Annotated in this window: 17 protein-coding genes; 2 read left to right on the top strand and 15 right to left on the bottom strand. The window is 36.1% G+C overall.

Features of this window, described 5'->3' with window-relative positions:
• Nucleotides 1-13: 13 nt before the first annotated feature.
• From ABG082_RS16475 to ABG082_RS16500, 6 genes are all read right to left on the bottom strand, one after another.
• Nucleotides 14-673, bottom strand: a complete 660-nt coding sequence (locus ABG082_RS16475; protein WP_008348294.1) for an exopolysaccharide biosynthesis polyprenyl glycosylphosphotransferase — start codon at nt 671-673, stop codon at nt 14-16.
• Nucleotides 674-872: 199 nt separating this feature from the next.
• Entirely contained in the window at nt 873-1,442 is a 570-nt protein-coding gene (locus ABG082_RS16480) for a hypothetical protein (RefSeq protein WP_186366146.1), read from the bottom strand.
• Between the two features lie 144 nt (nt 1,443-1,586).
• Complete coding sequence (locus ABG082_RS16485) at nt 1,587-3,077, bottom strand: N-acetylmuramoyl-L-alanine amidase (RefSeq protein WP_348936275.1); 1,491 nt, start codon at nt 3,075-3,077, stop codon at nt 1,587-1,589.
• 140 nt (nt 3,078-3,217) lie between these two features.
• Nucleotides 3,218-4,708: an N-acetylmuramoyl-L-alanine amidase gene (locus tag ABG082_RS16490; protein ID WP_024719256.1), complete on the bottom strand. Its 1,491-nt coding sequence runs from the start codon at nt 4,706-4,708 to the stop codon at nt 3,218-3,220.
• Nucleotides 4,709-4,730: 22 nt separating this feature from the next.
• Nucleotides 4,731-6,839: a SpoIID/LytB domain-containing protein gene (locus ABG082_RS16495; RefSeq protein WP_348936276.1), complete on the bottom strand. Its 2,109-nt coding sequence runs from the start codon at nt 6,837-6,839 to the stop codon at nt 4,731-4,733.
• Nucleotides 6,840-6,864: 25 nt separating this feature from the next.
• Nucleotides 6,865-7,188, bottom strand: a complete 324-nt coding sequence (locus ABG082_RS16500) for a hypothetical protein (RefSeq protein WP_017357851.1) — start codon at nt 7,186-7,188, stop codon at nt 6,865-6,867.
• 182 nt (nt 7,189-7,370) lie between these two features.
• On the opposite strand from ABG082_RS16500, the gene ABG082_RS16505 reads away from it, so the two are divergent.
• The gene (locus ABG082_RS16505; RefSeq protein ID WP_116306309.1) at nt 7,371-8,294 is read left to right on the top strand and encodes a LytR family transcriptional regulator; all 924 of its coding nucleotides are present in this window, start codon (nt 7,371-7,373) and stop codon (nt 8,292-8,294) included.
• Between the two features lie 235 nt (nt 8,295-8,529).
• On the opposite strand, the gene wecB is transcribed toward ABG082_RS16505, so the two are convergent.
• On the bottom strand, nt 8,530-9,669 hold the full coding sequence (gene wecB / locus ABG082_RS16510) for a UDP-N-acetylglucosamine 2-epimerase (non-hydrolyzing) (protein WP_348936277.1): 1,140 nt from the start codon (nt 9,667-9,669) through the stop codon (nt 8,530-8,532).
• 233 nt (nt 9,670-9,902) lie between these two features.
• Here wecB and galU point away from each other — a divergent pair, with 233 nt between their 5' ends.
• Nucleotides 9,903-10,784: a UTP--glucose-1-phosphate uridylyltransferase GalU gene (galU, locus tag ABG082_RS16515; protein ID WP_057078980.1), complete on the top strand. Its 882-nt coding sequence runs from the start codon at nt 9,903-9,905 to the stop codon at nt 10,782-10,784.
• A gap of 27 nt (nt 10,785-10,811) precedes the next feature.
• Here galU and tagH read toward each other — a convergent pair whose 3' ends face one another.
• The 8 genes from tagH to rfbA form a co-directional block, all read right to left on the bottom strand.
• A complete protein-coding gene (gene tagH / locus ABG082_RS16520; RefSeq protein ID WP_348936278.1) occupies nt 10,812-12,416 on the bottom strand; it encodes a teichoic acids export ABC transporter ATP-binding subunit TagH in 1,605 nt (534 codons plus the stop codon).
• A 19-nt stretch (nt 12,417-12,435) separates the two neighbouring features.
• The gene (locus ABG082_RS16525) at nt 12,436-13,263 is read right to left on the bottom strand and encodes an ABC transporter permease (RefSeq protein WP_039170378.1); all 828 of its coding nucleotides are present in this window, start codon (nt 13,261-13,263) and stop codon (nt 12,436-12,438) included.
• Between the two features lie 150 nt (nt 13,264-13,413).
• Nucleotides 13,414-15,246 (bottom strand): glycosyltransferase family 2 protein, encoded by a 1,833-nt coding sequence (locus ABG082_RS16530; protein WP_272511172.1) that lies wholly within the window; start codon nt 15,244-15,246, stop codon nt 13,414-13,416.
• The gene (locus ABG082_RS16535) at nt 15,233-16,411 is read right to left on the bottom strand and encodes a DegT/DnrJ/EryC1/StrS family aminotransferase (RefSeq protein ID WP_039170374.1); all 1,179 of its coding nucleotides are present in this window, start codon (nt 16,409-16,411) and stop codon (nt 15,233-15,235) included. Before ABG082_RS16535 ends, ABG082_RS16530 begins: the two co-directional genes overlap by 14 nt.
• A complete protein-coding gene (locus tag ABG082_RS16540) occupies nt 16,412-17,692 on the bottom strand; it encodes an ATP-grasp domain-containing protein (RefSeq protein WP_116306317.1) in 1,281 nt (426 codons plus the stop codon).
• A 12-nt stretch (nt 17,693-17,704) separates the two neighbouring features.
• Nucleotides 17,705-19,705 carry a CDP-glycerol glycerophosphotransferase family protein gene (locus ABG082_RS16545; RefSeq protein ID WP_057078975.1) on the bottom strand — a complete coding sequence of 667 codons (2,001 nt, stop codon included), beginning with the start codon at nt 19,703-19,705 and terminating at the stop codon, nt 17,705-17,707.
• Nucleotides 19,706-19,807: 102 nt separating this feature from the next.
• Entirely contained in the window at nt 19,808-20,869 is a 1,062-nt protein-coding gene (gene rfbB / locus ABG082_RS16550) for a dTDP-glucose 4,6-dehydratase (RefSeq protein ID WP_057078974.1), read from the bottom strand.
• A gap of 20 nt (nt 20,870-20,889) precedes the next feature.
• On the bottom strand, nt 20,890-21,774 hold the full coding sequence (rfbA, locus tag ABG082_RS16555) for a glucose-1-phosphate thymidylyltransferase RfbA (RefSeq protein WP_057078973.1): 885 nt from the start codon (nt 21,772-21,774) through the stop codon (nt 20,890-20,892).
• Between the last annotated feature and the right edge of the window lie 77 nt (nt 21,775-21,851).

The following is a 21,851-nucleotide window of genomic DNA, read 5'->3' on the forward strand; positions in this document are numbered from 1 at the left end:
TTCCCTACTTTACTTATCTGGCTCCGTCACCAGTCACGATGACTTTTAACGTTTTTACCATAATCTTCGTGTCGAGAGAAAATGTCAAGTTTTGAATATACTGTAAGTCATGTGATAATTTTTCACTTGGACTCATTTCATATCCCCCATTTACTTGAGCAAGACCTGTCAGCCCTGGCTTCACTGTCAGTCTTTTTGTAAAGCCTGGAATCGTCCGATTAAATTCGGCAGTAAACATTGGTCTTTCAGGACGTGGACCTACAATACTCATTTCTCCTTTTAACACGTTGATAAACTGCGGCAGTTCATCAATTCTTGTTTTTCTGATGAATGCCCCCACTTTGGTGATACGAGGGTCATTTTTTTGCGCCCATTTCGCTCCTCCGCTTTCTGCGTTGGTTCTCATCGATCTGAGCTTCCATAATTTAAAGTAGACACCGTCTTTTCCGACCCTTTCCTGCATATAAAAGGCTGGCCCTGGTGTTTCTAGCTTAATTAAAAGGGCAAACAGTAAAATGATTGGCGTACTCAACATCAATCCGATGAACGAGAACACGACATCTATGAAACGTTTTGCAAATAAATATCGAACCATATGTTCTGTTAAAGCAAAAGAGTGGTTTCGTCTCACTTCATATTCTCTGTAAAGGTTCATCGCTTTCTCTGCGCTCACTGACCTGCACCTCACCATTCAAAGTAGTTGTTGTGTAAAGAGATGTTCTATGAAAGTCAGTTTAGCAGAGCAACATTAAGCAAATGTAAATGGGCTGTTAAGTCTTGTAAAAGTGTGTTAAGAATGTACCCTTATATCAAGTTATGCCCTTTTAAACGTAAAAAAGACCCGCATTTCTGCGGGTCTACGTGTCTTTTTTTTATTTTGCCTTTACGGATTCGATCGTCTTCAGTCTAAGCGTTCCGTTTGCATCTTTTGTATAAGTTACTTTCACTTTTGATTCTTCTTTTAGGCTGTTCACTTGTTTAGAAAATGTATTTCCGAATTGAATGGCTACTTCTTTTCCATCAATGTTGACAGCAATTGTATGTCCATCAGCCAAACCGACATATGTGCCTTCTTTGGTGACTTCATTTTTCTTCGTTGTAGATTCTTTTTTTGTTTTAGATTCAGCTTTTGACTGATCATTTGTCGTTTCTTCTTTTGTGATTTCCTTACTTGAGCTTTCTTTTGCATCTTCATCAGATTGACCTGCTTGGTCTTCTGTTTGAGCAGCTGTTTCTTTGCTTTCATCATCTGCTTTTTCACTTGCAGACTTGTCTTCCGTCTTTTCGTCTGTTGCACTTTCTTTCTTTTGATCTGCTGCTTCAGTTGTTTCTTTTTTGCTGTTATCCGTATTGTTATCGTTTGACTGATTTGATGTGCCGCATGCTGTGAGCATTACACCTAGAAGTAAGACTAAAAACGGCATTGTGATTAATTTTTTCAAGATCGTCACCTCTTCATGATTTGTCGATTTGCTGTCATTGGAAGGCAAATACGTGAAAAATCCACCCTCTATGTTTCGATTATAACAAAAATAACCTGAAATGAAATGTATTTTTAACTTGACATATCATTCATCCGATCTATTTTATTCAAAATATTGAGATACACCTGCTGCGATTCCTGAAGCCAGCCGCTCCTTGGCAGTCGTTGATTTTAATATACTGGCATCAATCGGACTGGTTACGAACCCCGTTTCAAGCAAGATGCTGGGCATTTTTGAATACTTGATCACGTAGAACCCTGCTGTCTTCACACCGCGATCTCTTGTGCCAAGGGCTTTCACCATCTGGGGCTGTACCTTTTGTGCCAGCTTTAAACTATTGGCCGAAGCATACGTCGCATCATAATACGTTTCTGTTCCATTTGCAGCGCTATGATCATTTGCATTGGCATGGATGCTGATGAACACATCCGCACCAGCCTGTGATCCTTTACTTACACGTGTTTGCAAGGAATCAAATGTATCAGATGTTCTAGACATGACCGTCAGTGCACCCGCTTGTTTGAGCCTTGCTTGCAGTTTTAACGCGACATCCAGATTAACATTTTTTTCAAACAGCCCATTTCCTACCGCTCCAGCATCCTGCGCACCATGACCTGGATCAATAAAGATGGTTTCACCTAACACATGATTTTTCAGCTGTGTGATCACACTGGTTCGTATGGTTGATGTTCCGCCCAACACTGTAAATGTTGAAATCTTTTTAGACCCAATGACACGACGAATCGCATCTGGCACAGATTGAGCATCTGTAAGAAGAAGGGTTTGCCCTTGCTTGGCTGCCGTACTTGCCGCAGCTGCCGCATCGGCATATGCATAGCCGTTACTCATATACGTTTGGGTTGTCTTCATCGGGTATGTTTTCGCAATTCGGGCTGCCACTTCATACCGATTGGCTCCGCTGATTCTCACGGGTGATGGCAGCTTTTGATAAGCTGCTTGATTGACACTTGTTTCCCCGCCAATCACAATCGTCCGTTTCACCGCTTTGCTTTTTAATAGATTGGCTGTTTCCTGCCGCAGCCCCTTTGCATCGGTTAATAAAATAGGAAAGCCCTGTTTTGCAGCATACGGAGCAATCGCCACAGCGTCTGCATAAGCAGAACCATTCACAATCACAGCTGTATCAGCACTCTTCATTTGTTTAGCAACGTTTGCCGCCAATTCATATCGATTCTTTCCTTGTATTCGCGATACGGATAGATTCATTGCTTTTAGCTGCGCTACGACTTTTTGCGAAATGCTTGCGGTTCCGCCAAGAATGATGACACGCTTCGTTTTCAACTGCTGAAGACCTGACTTAGTTGCACCTGAAAGACTGCTAGTATTCGTTAACAGCACTGGGGCTCCTTGCTGAAAGGCATACGGCACAGCACTTAGCGCATCTGCATAAGCTTCACCGCCTACTAAAACAACTGTAGGTGCTGTCGACCAGCCTCGTTTTGCAGCGTTAACTGCCACCTCATATCGATTACTTCCCTCAATCTTAGATACATTGTGCTGCGCAAATGCTGTTGGTGCATATAAACATAGTGAAACCACAATTAAAACAAAACATTTGATATAAGAACGCATGAAGTCAACCTCCTTGGTTTTGAACCCTTCATCATGGAACCCAGGAAACACTTCATGTACTTTTGAAAAAAGGCTGCCGAGAGTCGTTTCTCGAGCAGCCTAAGAGGTGTATCTTCGGCACCCCTCATTTGTATGTTTTCTTATCTAAAATAGCCTGAAACACCGCTTGAAATACCTGACGCTAATCGATCTTTATAAGTAGCGGATTTCAAAATATTTGAATCAACTGGACTGGAAACAAAACCAGTTTCTAAGAGAACACTTGGCATCTTAGAATATTTAATGACGTAGAAGGCAGCTGTCTTCACGCCACGGTCTCTTGTGCCTAATGCACTGACCATTTTAGGCTGAATATTTTGCGCAAGCTTCAAGCTGTTTGTTGCCGCATATGTTTTGTCATAATACGTTTCAGTTCCATTTGCACTGCTGTTATCATTTGAGTTCGCATGGACACTGATGAAGATATCTGCATTTGCTGACGCACCTTTGCTCACCCGTGTTTGAAGACTGTCGAATGTGTCTGATGTTCTTGACATCGTCACAAGTGCACCTGCGTTGTTTAACTTTGTATTTAGACGTTTGGCTACATCTAAGTTTAAGTTCTTCTCATATAATCCGTAGCCTACCGCTCCTGAATCATGAGCGCCATGACCTGGGTCAATGAATACTTTTTTGCCAACGACAGGATTTTTCAATTGATTCACGACAGTTGGTGTCACTGTATTTGTACTGCCAACGACAGTAAATTTGGTGATTTTTTTGCTGCTAATCGTCGCTCTTGTTACCTTTGGCAGCGTCTTTTCATTCGTTAGGAGCAATGCTTTGTTTTGCTTTGCTGCAATTCCTGCCGCAGAAGATGAAGTGGCATAGCCAAACCCTCTTCCTACATAGGTATTATTTGTGCTCATATTGTATTTTTTCACAATATTCGCAGCCACGTCATAACGAGTAGAGCCTTTGATTCGCGTTGGAGATTTTAATTGATTATAAGCTGCTTTTGTGACGTAATTCTCTCCGCCTACGACAATGGTTTGTTTCACATTGCTTGCTTTTGCAACAGAAGCGATTTCAGAACGAAGGCCCTTTTTATCTGTATATAGAATTGGGAACCCTTTTTGTGCCGCTACAGGTGCAATGGCAATTCCATGTGCATAGAATGACCCTTCAACCACAACGACGCCAGCTGGCGTTTTCATTTTTTTCGCGATATTTGCCGATAGCTCATATCGGTTTTTTCCTGAAATACGTTGTGTAGAGATGCCCATTTTCTTTACTTGATTGACCACGTTGTTTGACACACTTGATGTGCTGCCTAAAACAATAACTGTCTTCGTTTTTAAAGCCGTTAAGGCTTTTTTTGTATCTCCAGAAAGGCTTGTACTATTTGTGTAAAGAACTGGTCCATTTTTTTGATGTGCCAGTGGAATTCCTGCTGTTGCATCTGCATATGCAGTTTTCCCCACTAAAACAACTGTACTTGCTGTTCCCCATCCTTTTTTCGCTACGTTTGCTGCTACAGCATACCGGCTCCCACCATCAATTCGGGAGACCGAGTTATCTGCTGAAGCTGTTGGAACAATAACGAAAATGGCGATGAGGCTGAGGATGGCTGTTTTGATCATTGAGCGCATCTTCTAAGTCCTCCTTTTATTCTTAATAGTTTGTTAGTTTTGTACCTGGATAGTAGAACGAAAGTATGGAAGAATACGAGTTTCCAGATTCAGCTCTAGCTTTGGCGCCGTATTGACTCATACCAATGCCGTGACCATAGCCTTTTCCTGAAATCGTGAAATCATTTGTATTATTCTTTACTGACGCAAACGTACTTTTCACCTTTGTTGCGCCCATGACTGTTCTAAACTCTGTCATTTTCATACTTGCCGTTGTACTTTTGTTCACTGTATACGTACCTGTTTTGTTTTTCAGATGGTAATTCAGCTTGATTGAAACGGTCTTCGCACGCTGACCTTTTGTTTTTCCTGAGAATGTCAGGCTTGAAATAGATGCAATTCTCATGTCAGATGCAGCTGTTTCTTTATTTTTCAACAGCCATGATTTTAGACCAGCAAGGTCGGCAGCATTGGCTTCTTTTGCCTTAGACCACTCAGAAGCTGCTGTACTTGCAGTCAACGTAGTACCTAATTGCTTTTTAGACAACTTCAGTGTCCACGCATTGACAGGATCTTTTGTGTCTTTTTTGGCGACTAAGTATGGCAGTACATTCCCCCACACTTCTTCACTCGCCTCAGTGTATCCGCCATTACTAGAATAATAGGTGGCTGAAATAAGTTGATTGTTGTATTTCAGAACCTTGCCTTTTGTGGCATCCACAGCTTTTGTCGAATTTGTGTACCAGTTATATCCTCCATATACTTGGAAGGCTGTTGTATCAGGTACGACTTTTCCAATACTTTTCACTGAATACGTTCTAGCGGCAACAGCTTGTGCTTTTAATGCCTCAACATGCCAGCTCGCAGGCATTTCGTTTGGCACAACACCTTTTAGATAGTCTTCAAATGGAATATTTTCATTAGTCGGCCTGATATATCCTGATTCAATGGCAAAGTTGACGTTACCTAAGTAAGGCTTCCCTGCGATTTTAAGGACATTTTTGGTTGAATATTTCTCAGGAACAACTCTTAATGTGTTATACGTCTTAATGCCTTTTAATGAAATTTTTCCGTTAGAAATATTCAATTGGTAGTTTTGATTTTTTTTCAGATAGACTTGTTTGGCTAAAGAATTTTTTAAACTATCTGTAATCGCACTTGTGCTACCAGCAAGATGGTAAGCATATGTACCTTTTTCTTTCAGCAATGCTTTTAATGACGCTGTGACAGAATCCGGCTTCACATACACAACGGTACTGTTAGATTTTGCAGCCAATTGCGACAAAGGCATTGCATAAATATAGCTAGAGGCTTTTGCCAAGTACACTTTATCTGCATTAATGTTTAATTTTTTAATGATATTCACAGATAATTCATAGCGATTGGCACCGCTGATTCGTGTCACCTTTGAGGTTTTCTTGATTTGATTTTCTACTTTTTGTCCCGTACTTTTTGTACTGCCGATGATAATGACTTTACTTGGCATTTTATAAGACGGAATGGAATCTTTTTTTGTTAATAGGATTGGGTATCCTTTTCTCGATGCATAGGATGCAATTGCAATCCCATTCATGAATGAGTTCCCGCCGACAACAATTGCTTGCTTATAGTTACCCATTTCTTTGGCGATTTTTTGGGAAATTTCAAATTTGTCTTTCCCACTAATGCGTCTCACTTTTCCATACTTTTTGATTGATTTCTCAGCAGCTGTTGAAATACTTTTCGTATTCCCGACAATTAAGATGTTATCAGGATTCATCTTTTTCAACTGATTTTCGGTTGTCTTCGTTAGCTTTTCAATGTTCGTGTACAAAATTGGGGCGCCTAATTTGTATGCTAACGGCGATACAGAAATGGCATGATCAAAAGCATCTCGGCTCACAATCACAACGGTTGAAGGATTTTTCCATCCTGCAGAAGCAATACTATTGGCTACTTCGTAACGATTTTTGCCGTCGTATCTTTTCGTCACAGCGACATTTGATCCTGATAGTTTGTATTCCCCCGTTGTTGAGAAATCCATGCTGTTTTTGTTTCCGATATAGTTAGACAGTTTTACTGAAATTGTCGAGCTGGCCATGGCAGACTGAAAAGGTGCAATTAGTAGTGTCAGTGTCATGAGAACGATAAGTGTAATGCCTGTTTTCTTCAATTTTGTTCATCCCGCCCATCTTTTTTTACTTCTGTTTTTCAATCTTCTGAATTTCTTTTTGACCACTGTCATTGATAAAGTAAGAGATTTCTACTTTGTCACCTGGTTTAAATTCATTTAATACATCTTTAAAATTATCCGTAAATTCATAGCTTAAGGTCGTATTCACTTTTTTCACTTCGACTGTATGTGCATCAGCCATTCCAATAAATTCAGCTTTTTCTTCCAGCACCTGAGGAGTTGAACTGCTTGTCTTGTTTTCTCCTGAGGATTGCTCAGCCGTTCCACATGCTGCGAGCACGATACCTAGTAGTAGTATTAAGAACGGTAAAACGACGATTTTCTTCATTTTTTTCACCTCATGTCTTTGTATCGTCTTATAACTTAATATTTTAAGGTAAATTTAAGGTTTTTTGAAACCTTTTTTTTGTTACAACGTCTATATCTAGGTTCAGAGTAAAAAAATAACTTGTTTATCAAGATTCGTAAACCTATAATCATGGAAGAATGATAGAAAAGGTGAGGGACATTATGAGAGCTGAGAGAAAAAGAAAGAAAAAGAAGGTTCTTTGGATTGTTTTATCGATTATTGGCTTATTCGTATTAGCCACTGGCGGATACGCGTATCATCTTTGGAATACAGCCGCATCCACTGTCGCAGGCATTCAAGAGAACTTAAAGAAGTCAGATAAGCGTGACAAAGATGTCGATTTAAGTAAAAAAGACCCGATCTCCATTTTAGTCATGGGTGTCGATGAAAGAAAGAATGACCGAGGCCGTGCAGATACATTAATATACATGACAGTGAATCCGAAAACGAAAACAACTGAAATGGTGAGTATCCCCCGTGATACGTATACAAAAATTGTCGGAAAAGGCACAATGGATAAAATCAACCACTCTTATGCTTTCGGTGGTACACAAATGGCTGCAGATACAGTAGAGGAACTGCTTGATGTACCTGTGGATTACTTTGTGAAAGTGAATATGGAAAGTTTCAAAGACATTGTCGATACACTTGGCGGCATTACGGTGAACAGCACGTTTGCTTTCAGCTATGATGGCCATTCATTTGGTACAGGAGAAATTAACCTGAACGGCGATCAAGCCCTTGCCTATACAAGAATGAGAAAGCAAGATCCTAAAGGTGATTTCGGCCGTCAGCAAAGACAGCGTCAAGTCATTGAAGGCATCATTGCAAAAGGCGCTAACATTTCATCTATTACGAAATTCGGCGATATGTTTAAAGTCGTTGAAAACAACATGAAAACGAATATGTCCTTTGACGACATGTGGACGATGATGAATGATTATCGTGATGCAAGACAAAATGTGAAACAGCACGAGCTGAAAGGTACAGGTGCACGAATCAATAATATTTATTACTATCAGCTTGATGACAGCAGTTTAGCGAAAGTGAAGAAGGAATTGAAGGATAGTTTGGAAGCTTCGTAAATAAAAAACACCTTTTTTGAGAGAAAGGTGTCAGATTGTTGACAAAGGGCTAAAATGAACTTTATTTTAGCCCTTTGTCTTCTTTTCAGCGTGATAGAAAACCTTTGCAGTCTAGGAAGGACGAGTACTGACGCGGAGCGAATTTGAATTCGTGAGCACCAGCACGCAGGACTGACAAAGAATGCGAGGGTTTGTCTACATGCTGAGAAGACTACAGAAATGTAGTCTTCTTTTTTTATGATTGGAATGGGGCTGGTTTTTCATCACTTAAACCATAACGATGGAGAAGCTCTTCGACAATTCGTTTTGACGCTTGTCCATCACCATATGGATTAGACGCCTTTGACATGTTGTCGTACTCTTTCTGATCGACTAGAAGCTGTTTTGCCATGTTGTAAATGTTCTCTTCATCTGTACCTGCAAGCTTCAGCGTACCAGCTTTCACGCCTTCTGGGCGTTCTGTTGTATCGCGGAGCACTAATACTGGCTTTCCTAGAGAAGGAGCTTCTTCTTGTACACCGCCAGAATCCGTTAAAATAAAATGTGAAGCGGCAGCAAAATTATGGAAATCAACGACTTCGAGCGGTTCAATTAAGTGTACGCGATCGAGATCACTGAATTCTGTCTGAGCTGCATCACGTACGGCAGGGTTTAAATGAACAGGATATACAACCTGAACATCTTCAAACTCTTCTACAATACGTCTAATCGCTCTAAACATGTTTTTCATCGGCTGGCCGAGATTTTCTCTGCGATGAGCCGTTAACAAAATCATTTTATCTGTGCCTATTTTCTCTAAAATAGGGTGTTGATACTGCTCTGTAACCGTTGTTTGCAATGCATCAATTGCTGTATTTCCTGTTACAAAGATGGTCTCTTCTTTTTTATTTTCAACTAAAAGATTCTGCTTTGCCTCATGTGTCGGCGCAAAATGAATATCGGCTATATTTCCTGTCATTTGACGGTTCAATTCTTCTGGAAACGGTGAGTATTTATTATGTGTTCTTAACCCCGCTTCAACATGACCTACTGAAATTTGGTGATAAAACGCAGCCAAACTTCCTGCAAAGGTTGTTGTTGTGTCTCCATGTACAAGCACAATATCAGGTTTTTCCTGTTGGAATAATTGATCTAATTTCAACAGTGCATTTGATGTGATTTCAGATAATGTTTGACGTTCTTTCATAATATTTAAATCATGATCGGGCGTAATATCAAAAGCTTTCAGCACTTGATCAAGCATTTGTCGATGTTGAGCCGTCACAGTAACTGAAGATTTAATTTGTGGATGTTTTTTTAGCTCAAGGACAAGGGGTGCCATTTTAATCGCTTCAGGCCTCGTCCCGAATACAGTCATTACATGTAATGTTCTCAATAGTCGATGCCTCTTTTCTTCTCATTTTATGAGTCCATTATACAAAAATTATCTACAATTGATAATTGAACTTCATTATAGCTTAATAAAATATCTATACAAAACATCAATCATGTTTACAAATTTATCTTAAAATTATTTTAAACATCACAATAGAGTTTGACTCCTTTTAAAAGTAAGATAGAATTTAATAGTAAACTCTGTATATATACAAAAGGAAGGTGCAAAGTTCATTGAAAAAAGTACGTAAAGCCATTATACCAGCTGCCGGTCTAGGAACACGTTTTCTTCCTGCAACAAAGGCCATGCCTAAGGAAATGCTCCCTATCGTAGATAAACCAACTATTCAGTATATTATTGAAGAAGCTGTTGATTCAGGTATCGAAGATATTATTATTGTGACTGGGAAAGGGAAAAGAGCTATAGAAGATCATTTTGATTTTGCTCCCGAACTAGAAAGGAATCTAGAAGAAAAAGGAAAAATAGAATTACTAGAAAAAGTAAGGAAATCATCTAATATTGCAGATATTCATTACATCCGCCAAAAAGAACCAAAAGGTTTAGGACATGCCGTTTGGTGCGCACGCAACTTTATCGGTGATGAACCCTTTGCTGTTTTATTAGGTGATGATATTGTCCAAGCCGAAACACCTGGACTTCGCCAGCTGATGGATGAATATGAAAAAACCCTTTCGTCCGTGATCGGTGTTCAGCAGGTAGCAGACAGCGATACGCATCGCTATGGAATCATTGATCCTCTTACCCAAGAAGGACGCCGCTATCAAGTGAAAAACTTTGTTGAAAAGCCGCCGCAAGGAACAGCACCATCCAATTTGGCCATTTTGGGGCGCTACATTTTCACGCCTGAGATCTTTATGTACCTTGATCAACAAGAAATTGGTGCGGGCGGAGAAATTCAGCTGACAGATGCCATTCAAAAGCTCAATGACATCCAGCGTGTATTTGCCTATGATTTTGAAGGAAAACGATATGATGTCGGAGAGAAGCAAGGTTTCATTGAAACGACGCTAGAGTTTGCCCTTCAAGATGAAGAGCTCAAGAAAAAACTCATTCCATTTATGAAACAACTTCTTGAAAAAGAAGAAGTGAATTAAAAAAAGCTGCCGGCATCGGCAGCTTTTTTATTTGGTCGCTGAAACGGTCAGCGTATGCTGTTCATTATCAATGACAAACAGGTTATGTTCGCCCTTTACTGCGAACTTCGTTTGTTTCTCATTCATCCAGACATTCTGTTCTGTCAGTCCAAGTGTTGAAGGAGAGATAGGCATGATCTCGCGGAACACCATCGTATTCGCCAGACCATTTTGAATCACATAATCGGTTTTCTCAGTGGTCAGCCGCTCAACGGTATCACCTTGCTCACTTTTGACCGAGCTAAGTGTTTGCATTCTTTGCTTCAGCACAGACTCTTCTTTTCCAAGGAAAGAAAGTAAGTACTCATACGAACCCGCAGATGCGGGTGATACGTAGGAATTGAACTGTGCTGGTCCGATAGATAATGGTTTCAATTCATCTGCGTTTTGTAGCGCATCAGGTTGCACATAATACGTCTCTGATGCTGTTTTGATTTGAACGACTTGTTTATTTTTAGCCACAGCCTTCACTTCTTGTCCAAACGATAATGTGACGTCTGCCTTTTTTTTCATGGCCCTGTCTGTATAAACCGTCATTGGATCTGCCTTAACTACAGCCTGTTGATCAATCTTTTTCATATCATCAGAGGCACCTTTCGTCTCATGGTTCGTTGACTGGGGCGCCTCTGTTTTACCTGAAGGAATTGCACCAAATGTCGCAAGTGTACGAAGCGGACGATCCGAAAACATTGAAAGGGCAAGTAAGATGGTTAAAACAGCTATTATGGTGACTTGAAACGCCGGTCCGAAAAAGGAACGTCGTTTTCCAGTGTCATTATACCTCGTGACCTTCTCTGTCGTTTGTACGCCTTTTCGACCTTCCTTCTGTTCTGATTGATATTTTTGTTTCTCTTTCTTGGAAAGCTTGTTAAACCAATCAACAAACTCCTTATACTCTTTCACAACCTTTTTCGTATCATCAAACATACGAAGTTCACCATAATGCATCCAAGCCACCCGATCACAGATTTTTTGGATTTGACTAATGGAGTGACTGACAAAAAAGATCGTCTTTCCTTGTTCTTTGAATTCGGTGATGCGATCCACACATTTTTGATAGAAGGTTTGGTCTCCTACAGACAGTGCCTCATCAATAATGAGGATATCTGGATCAATATGTGCTGAAATGGCAAAACCAAGACGGGATTTCATTCCGCTTGAATAGCTCTTTACAGGCTGATCTATAAAGTCTCCAATATCCGCAAACTCTACGATTTTTTCATAAAGATCGTCAATTTCCTTATTTGTCAGACCCATCATTAAGCATTTTAAACGAATGTTGTCTTTACCGCTTAACTGATTGTTCAGCCCTGCAGCAATGGCAATTAACGATGGCTGACCGTCCATATCAATCTCACCGCTTGTCGGTGGAATGATTTTCGCTAGAAGGTTCGACATCGTGGATTTCCCAGACCCGTTGATCCCTACAAAACCAATCGTCTCTCCTTCATAGACATCAAAAGACACATCACGAACGGCAAAGAAACCTTTTTCATTTTTATTAGGTAAAAACAGCCCTTTAATCTTGTCCGACTGTTTTTTATATAGGACGTATTGCTTGGATACGTTTCGAAACGAAACCTTTAGTTTCATCGTATAATCTCCTTACTTTTTAAAGAAAATCGACAAATTTATCCCTAAATTTCATATGCAGTAATGAACCGACTGTTAAAAGAAGAAGCGTAATCAGCCAAAAATAAAGCGTATATTTCACATCATGAAAGAACCATTCTCCCTTTAACAAGCTATTTCTGAAACCATCAATAATATAGAAAAGAGGATTCAGTCTTAAAATATCTCCTATCCATGCTTTGTCTCCAGTGAGCTTTTCTGAGATATTCCAAAAAATCGGCAGCAAAAAGAAAAGTAAACGTGTCACTGATTGTAAAAGAAATTGATAGTCCCTTACGAGTACACTAATTGTTGAATTAAACAAACTAAACGAAAACATAAACGCGATCATACATATAAGGTAGTAAATATATTGTAGCCAATGCGCGTCAGGATATATGCCATAAGAAATCAGCACAATAAGATAGACACCCATCATGACAAAATAGCTGAACAAGTTGGACATGATGACAACAGACGGCAGCGCACTAATCGGAAAATTCATTTTTGATACCATGTTAATGCGTTTAAACACACTGTTTGATCCATCAAGGATCGTCGGACTAATGAAGAACCATGGTATTAATCCAGCAAGCATCCAGATGATAAATGGAACCTCCATGCCTCCAATGACAATTGGCTGTCCTCCGCGAATGCCTAAACCAAAAACAAACCAGTAAGCCAGCATTTGAATCAATGGATTTAAAAACTGCCATAAAACACCTAAATAATTCATCTGATATTTTGATTTTGTTTCATAAACAGCAAGTCGCATAATCAGCGAAAATGAGCTGATTTGCTCCTTCAGTATCGTCAACATTGCGTTCATTCTAATCTTCCTTAGATATAAGTTTTTGGGATCACTTTTTTAAAAAGCACCGCTCATAATTGTACCAGAAGTTGAGGAATATTTCACTTATCAGGAAATACACATCATAAACAATATAAAAAGGAGGAAGCTACTTCCTCCTTTTTAAAATTAAACTTTCAATCTTGATAAGAATCGGGTAATATTCGTTGAACTTTTTAAAGAAATGTTTCCTTTGGCCGTTTCGTATATTTCTACCTGAAAAGGTCTTAAGTTATACCTATTATATAGTCTATCTGTTAATAAATTTTTTCTTAATCTAAAGTGACGATCTTGCGAGCAGTAAAAAAGGTCATATGTCTTAAACCCTTCAAAGAAATGTTCCCATTTAATATTGAACTCTGTACTTGATGTTCTTTTCAGAAAAATTACTTCTCTTGTTATTCGATTTTTCAAATAGAATGTCCCTGTTTCTATTATTGGCTTTTCTGCTAATATAGAAACACCTTCATCATTCAAAATCAATTGTTCTACTTTTACATTTATATTTTCAATAGATAGGTTTCCGTTAATAGTGAAAAAGAGATGAAAATTAGATTGATTGCAATGATTAAGGGCTCCCTTGTACATTTGCTTAGAAATTCTAAATTTATCTTCTTTGTCGTTTCTTTGAACAATAAGATAAATATCATATGTTGCAATTTGATTCAAATCTTCTAAAGAAAATTCCGCATTTAATTGACCAACATCATTTGTAAATGTATTGATCAATTTTTTTTCCGATAAATTATGTCTTGACTCAAAAGAAAGAAATACCTGAGCATCATTAAACGTTTTTGGTATATCGATATCTCTGAATATAATTTTTTGACCATCAACATCTATATGATTTATTTTGATAAATTCTTCTTTTAGTACTTTAATTTCAAAGAGTTCATCCGGAATATTGAGACTTTCGTTTCTAAAAAAGGGAAGGGCCCAATAGTATTTACCATTCTCTTTTAATATATTTCCTTTTTGATTACCAGCTAAATAATATATTAATTCCTCATGAAGCTCATTCAAAATAAAGTAGATATATAAATTACTAGTAATCCCTAAATCATTGTCAAAGATATTATCAATCTTTTGTAAAATCGGTTTAATTTCTTTATAAAATACGTGCCTAAACTTTTTATCCCAAACGATATTTTTAATCGGAAAGAACAAACGTTCAATATTTCTTTTAAGAAATTCATTTAAAAGCTCTTTATCACCATAATTCTCGAAATATTCTAATTGATATTTAAGTGATTCTATCCGATCTTGAAAGTTTCGTAAATCACCATTTAATTGAGTTATTGACTTTTGAGTTGCTTCTTCTCCTCTTTTTCTCCAAAGATAAACAACATCCGTAATGATTGATATTTTTTTCGCATATAAAAATGCCTTATGAACCATTGGGCGATCTGCATATAGCATACCTGGAGGCATAAAACATTGATATTCAAAGATCAACTCTCTCCGAAATATCTTGTTCCAATAAAATCCATCATAAAAAACATCAGGATAATCTTTTACTTTCTCGATTAATTTATTCTTTTGCCAAACTTCTCTTTCCTTTTTATAAATAATTTCTTTTTGAAAACCGTTTATTAAGATATTAGGCCTTCCTATCACAATATCAGACTCAGTTTTCTTTGCTTCTAAATATAATTTTTCATAGGCATCAAGAGGAAGAATGTCATCTGAATCCATGAGCGTAATGTATTCTCCTGTTGCATATGTTAATCCGTGATTCCCCGCATTGGCGCCCCCACTATTTTTTTGATGAATTACCATCATATTTGAATATTTTTTTTCATATTCATCTAAAATTTCGGCACTATTATCAGGACTCTCATCATTTACTGCAATAATTTGCAAATCTGGCAATGATTGATTAACAAGTGAATCAAGGCACTCCTTCAAATAGTATTCTGTATTATAAACCAATACAACAACGCTTAGTTTATACTGACTCATTCGATAGTTCACCCACTTGATTCGTCATTCTTATGTTGACTTGATTATGAAAATTGTCCAAAACTATTTTCATGATGGTACAGATTTGTTCAACTTCACTTAAGGATAGTTCTGTGTACATTGGCAATGCTAAAATTCGATTACTAACATATACTGCTACTGGCGTTTCACTTGAATCAAATGTATAGCAACCGAAGTCATTACAAAGAGGATAGAAATATTTCCTGGTAAACAAATTATATGCTTTCAATTCTTCATTTACATAATCTCTCATCTCTTGATTTTCTAAAATTATTGGAAAGTATGAATAGTTGTGATGGACATTATCATCAATTGCTACAACATTAATTCCTGGTATCTCAGATAATTTTTCTTCATATTGATGATAAATTTTTTTTCTTGTTATTATATCTTGATCAATTTCTTCCAAATTCACTAATCCCATAGCAGCTTGGAATTCATTCATCTTTGCGTTAATTCCAATATAATCAACTGTTTCATTTGAAGTAATACCAAAATTTTTCAAAGCTTTTAATTGTTGAATTAATCCTTTCTGTTTAAAACAAAGAACTCCACCTTCAATCGAATGAAAAACTTTGGTTGCATGCATACTAAACATAGATGCATAGCCAAATTCTGCAATCGGTTTACCATTTATTTTAATTCCAAAAGCATGTGCTGCATCATAGATAACAGGTATTCCATAATCCCTTGAAATTCGATCTAATTCATTCACATCACAAGGGTTTCCAAAAACATGCACTGCTACAATTGCTTTTGTTTTTTCAGTAATGAGTTTTTCAATATGATTGATATTGATATTGAATGTATTTGGTTCTATGTCACAAAAAACTGGCTGGAAACCTGTATTTTTTATTGCATGAACTGTAGAAGCAAAAGTAAAAGGTGTTGTAATCACTTCACCCTTTTCTTCTATTGTTTTTAAAGCAATTTCTAATGCTAAGTGGCCATTGGTAAAGAGTTCAATTTGGGGTGCCCCAAGATATTCTTGAAGATTTTTTTTAAACTCTTCATGTAATGGACCGTCATTTGTTAACCATTTATTCTCCCAAATACTTTTTATCTTATCCGTGTAATATTCAAGTTTTGGAAGTTTTGGTTTTGTCACATGAATTGGCGTTTGAAATTTAAATTGTCTTATCATTTAATTTCTCCAATCAATTAATGCTTCTATCGAGTCTACGTCAAACACAGGGATGTCAATTGCTTTAATTTGATCTCTTTCGCTAAAAGAATCATCAATAAATATAGAAGGTATTTGATTATCTACAAACTTTGATTTCATATCTTCTTTTTTTAGATGAATGACACGATCAAAAAGGTTAATGTGGATTCGAAGCTTTTCCAAAGTTTCTTTGATATCATTGATATGCTTTGTAATTAGGATAATTTCCTTCTCATTATTAAAACATTGATATAAAAATAACATTAAATGAGGATTAACTTTATCTTTATACGTAATCGTATCATCAAAATCCACGTACACTCTTTGATAAGAGTATTGAATGCTAAATCGATTAATCAAAGCCCTGTCTACTTCAAGGTTCACACCGTTATCTTCTATTTTTATATCAAAATCCATTCGATCATATAAACTCAGTAAAGGGAAGTTTACACCTTTGTTACGATATAATGCCATAGTTCCTGCAATTCGCGGTGCCACTTCTAACAACTTGTATTGACCGTTCACATCTTCTTTAATTTGAAAAAACCAAGCTCCTCTAAATTTAAGATGTTTATTAATTTCTTGCGCTATCTGTGTTGTTTGCTCATCCATCGGTAACGTGGAAGAGTTTACACTTATACCACTCTTAATACGCTTTCTTTCACGTCTCCCAGTATATTCAAGTTCTCCATTTCTATTTGTAAAGCAATCTATTGTATATTCTTTACCTGGGAGATATTCTAGTATTAATAAGTCGGATTGATTATTTTTATAAAACTCCAGCTCTTTTTTATTTCTTGCAAGTGCTACTCCTTTTGATCCTTGTCCAACATCTGGCTTTAAGAATACGGGGAATGTATCTACATCATCAACCTTTTCATACATTTTTGGAACAAAAGATTGTTTTTCAAAAAATTCATACGTTTTCTTTTTCGATCTTGAAATCTCACAAGTCAATTGATCTGATGTTATAACTATGGCATGAAGTCGTTCTCGATTCTGTGCTAAATTTAATACCACACTATCATGTGCAGGGAAAATAAAATCAATTTCATTTTCTTTAATTATACGATTTAATTGATCAATAAAGCCTTCGTCATGGATATTTGGCATACCCTCTATATAATTCTTATATACATACTTACCATGATCAGAGACGCTGGAAGCACCGATCAATTCAAAGTCTTTTGAGTACTTAAGAGAATTGTGAATCTCCAAGCCAATCTCAGAACCACATGGAAACACTAGAACTTTTTTCATTGTTACCTCCAATTATTTTTTGAATACTGTTTCGATAACTAATTTAGCTGAATTTCCTGTTTCCAGGCTACAATACTCTTGGAAAAATTCATTATATTTTTCTTCATATTCTTTTTCCACACGATGAATATTTTTTATCGCATCAAATAACTCTGTTTGTTCCTGTAATACTGGACCTGGCAAGTCCTTGTACATATCTAAGTAAAAACCTCTTATCTCCTGTTTATAAAGTTGATAATCATAAGCATAGAACAATATCGGCTTTTTGCTATTTGCATACTCAAAAAACACAGAAGAATAATCCGTGATTAAAATATCACTGACTAAATACAATTCCTGAATATCATCATATTTAGATAAATCAATGATTGAAGAATGTTTGCTTGGATTAAGCACTAAATAATCTGAAATTAAATGGTGCATTCTTAAGATTAATACATAATCATCACCAAATTCATTCTGGAACTGATCTAAATCGAATTGTATCTCAAAGGAATGGTTCCATGATCCATTGGATTCATTATCTCTCCAAGTTGGAGCATACAATATAACTTGTTTTTCCTTAGGAATACTCAACTTTCTTTTAATGGATTCAATTTTTTCTATATTATTCGTTTTATAAAAAATATCATTAGATGGATAGCCATTTAATATGATCTCTTTTTCAAACTTAAAAGCCCGCTTAAAGATATCACCAGAGTATTTATTAGCTGCCAATAGAAAATCCCAATTACGAGATTCTAAATAAAAATTTTCCCTAGCCAATTTTTCAGGACCATCTACTTCTATGTCATAACCCAATCTTTTTAAAGGCGTTCCGTGCCATGTCTGGATATACACATTACCTTCTCTTTTCCGATGTACCGGGAAAATAATATTGTTCACCCAATATTTTGAAAGCGCCAGGTATCGATAATAATCTTCTTCTTCTCTACTTACTACAATTGGGTTTCCTGGTAATTTCGATTCTCCTTGATAAGACCATACAAATTGATACTCTTCACCATATCCATTTTCCAATAAGTATTCATATATATATTTTGGATTTCCTGAGTAACTTTTTCCTAAAAAACTTTCAAAGAAAATCATTTTCTTATGAATTGGATGATTATCACAAGTATTATTAAAGATAGTTTTACCTCTAGCGATATTGTATGTCTTAATATATTGTTCATTATCAGTAAACCAGCATGCTAAGCTCTCTTTTCCCATAGTTACATATATAATAAGCTTGAAGTTATCTTTATATTCATTATTTAGTAGATACCTATCTTCTTCTCTTGAGAAATCATTATAACCTGTCATATCTACTAGTTCCTTATAACAGATTCGTTTCTTATCATCCCTTATTTGCAAAAAGAAGTCCCATCTGCTATTGAGATCCAAATGTTGTTTTAATTTATCTATCAAAATAATTTTTTTAAAAATATATTTATTCTTTTCTTTCTGAAAATCTAAAGAGTAGCCATATGACTTGTTATTGTCTCTTCTTACTGCAATTAATTCTAATTGTCTAACTGAATATTCATCTGAAAATTGGATTACTTCCCCCTCAATATAAAAGTTCGAGCCTACACTTTTTAAATTTTTTATATGCTGAGTAAAAATATTTTTTTTATAATCAAAAGATAGATTTCCGTTTTTGGTTTTAAAACTTTTTAATTTTAAGTTCAAATCCTCTGAATATGATGTAAACCCTTGATTATTTATGCTAAATACAGTTCTCTTACGAAAATATTTACTATAAAATTGAAGAGTAATATACACATCCAAAGTTCCATTACTATTAAGATCTACAATATCTTGAAGATTAAAAACAGAGATGTTTTTTTTAATTTTGCTCTTTAAAAATCTGCCACTCTCACGATCTTTTAAAATTACATATTTATTAAATAAACTAAAGCCTAAATGATTAACAACTAAATGGAGTTCTTCTTTTTTAATTTGGATTTTCACTTTATGTTTACTTATTTTTGACTTTAATATTTTAGAAACTAATTTTTTAATTTTCATTTTTAGTCTTCGTAACCTCATCTCAATTACATTTTTCACAATAGCAATAAAGAAAAAATTCCCCATTCATGGTGTTGAATAGGGCTTTTCAAAAATAAAATATTACTTTACTGTATTGTATGCTTTTTGATAGTAATTTTTATACTCATCGTCTATAATATTTTTAAACCATAGAGAGTTATCTAAATACCAATCAATTGTTTTTATAATACCTGTTTCAAAATGATATTTCGGCTGCCATTGGAGTTCTTTTTCTATTTTTGTTGGATCAATCGCATAACGTCTATCATGACCTTTTCGATCTCTAACAAAGGCTATTAAGTCTTCGGTAACCGTGTGATCTACCTTCTCATTTAAATAAGTTATGATTTTTTTCACAAGGTCAATATTTGTCTTTTCGTTATGTCCGCCAATATTATATACTTCTCCAAGTTGGCCATTTTGAATAACTAAGTCTACAGCACTGCAATGGTCTTCAACAAAAAGCCAATCCCTAACGTTCAATCCATCTCCATAAACAGGGATGCTCTTTTTTTCAATACAGTGATGAATAACAAGTGGTATCAATTTTTCTGGAAACTGAAATGGTCCATAGTTGTTAGAGCATCTTGTAATATTCATAGGGAATTTATACGTATCAAAAAACGATTGTACCAGTAAATCACCCGAAGCCTTACTAGCTGAATACGGACTATGAGGATCTAAAGGTGTTTCTTCTGTAAAATACCCTTCCTCACTCAATGAACCGTACACTTCATCTGTTGAAATCTGAATAAACTTTTTTCCTTCTTTATAAGAGTCTGCATCTGTTTGCCAGAATTCTTTAGCTGTATTCAAAAGATTCAATGTACCAAGCACATTGGTTTCCACAAATACTTGCGGATTTTCGATACTTCTATCTACATGAGATTCAGCTGCAAAATTCACTACATAATCAATTTCGTTATTTTCAAAAATTTCACTCAATAATTCCGAATCCTTAATATCACCTTTAATAAATTTATAATTCACGAAATGTTCATATTGAGATAAGTTTTCAAGATTCCCTGCATAAGTTAGTTTGTCTAGATTTATAATTTTTATATCTGTATACTTGTCTAACATATATGATATAAAGTTAGAACCAATAAAACCTGCTCCACCTGTAACAAGGTAAGTTTTCATTATTCTCTCCTTTGTAACTTCTATTTAAGAATGACTTCTTTATTTTCAGCTAAATCTAATAAGTATTTGCCATATTCAGTTTTCGTTAATGGTAGAGCTAAACGAGAAAGTTGTTCTTCATTTATATACCCTTTACGATAAGCAATTTCTTCTAATGAAGCGACATAGAGCCCTTGTCTATTTTGAACTGCCTCAATATAATTACTTGCCTCTAGTAAACTTTTATGTGTACCAGTGTCTAGCCAAGCCATTCCTCTACCCATAATTTCCACTTTCAATTCACCATTTTTCAAATAAAAATCATTAATAGAACTAATTTCAACTTCCCCTCTTGCAGAGGGTTTAACATTTTTTGCGATTTCCACCACTTTATTATCATAAAAATAGAGACCAGGTACCGCATAGTTTGATTTAGGTTGGCTAGGTTTTTCTTCAATGCCAAGAACATTTCCGCTATTATCAAATTGGACAACACCGTAATCCTCTGGATTCTTTACATAATACCCAAAAACAAGCGCACCTGTCGTTAGTTCTACTGCTTTGTTTAGGATTTCAGTTAAACCTTGTCCATAAAATATATTATCACCGAGCACAAGACACACATTATCTTGGCCTATAAATTCTTCTCCAATAATAAAAGCATCTGCAAGTCCTTTAGGTTCTTTTTGTACCTCATAACTTATTTGTATTCCTAAAGTTTCTCCCGTCCCTAGAAGACGTCTAAATTGTTCTAAATCATCTGGGGTAGTAATAATAAGTACTTCTTTAATACCACTTAGCATTAGAACTGATAGTGGATAATAAATCATTGGTTTGTCGTAAATGGGAACTAATTGTTTAGAGATACCCTTTGTAATTGGATAAAGCCGCGAGCCCGTACCACCAGCTAAAATTATTCCTTTCAAGATGATCCTCCTATGAAAAAATACTCAGAAAAGCCTTAAATCCTAAGAAATTATTTGTTTTTTATTTGAATATCAGC

Source organism: Bacillus sp. BS1807G30 (assembly GCF_040047675.1).
Lineage (GTDB): Bacteria > Bacillota > Bacilli > Bacillales > Bacillaceae > Bacillus > Bacillus altitudinis.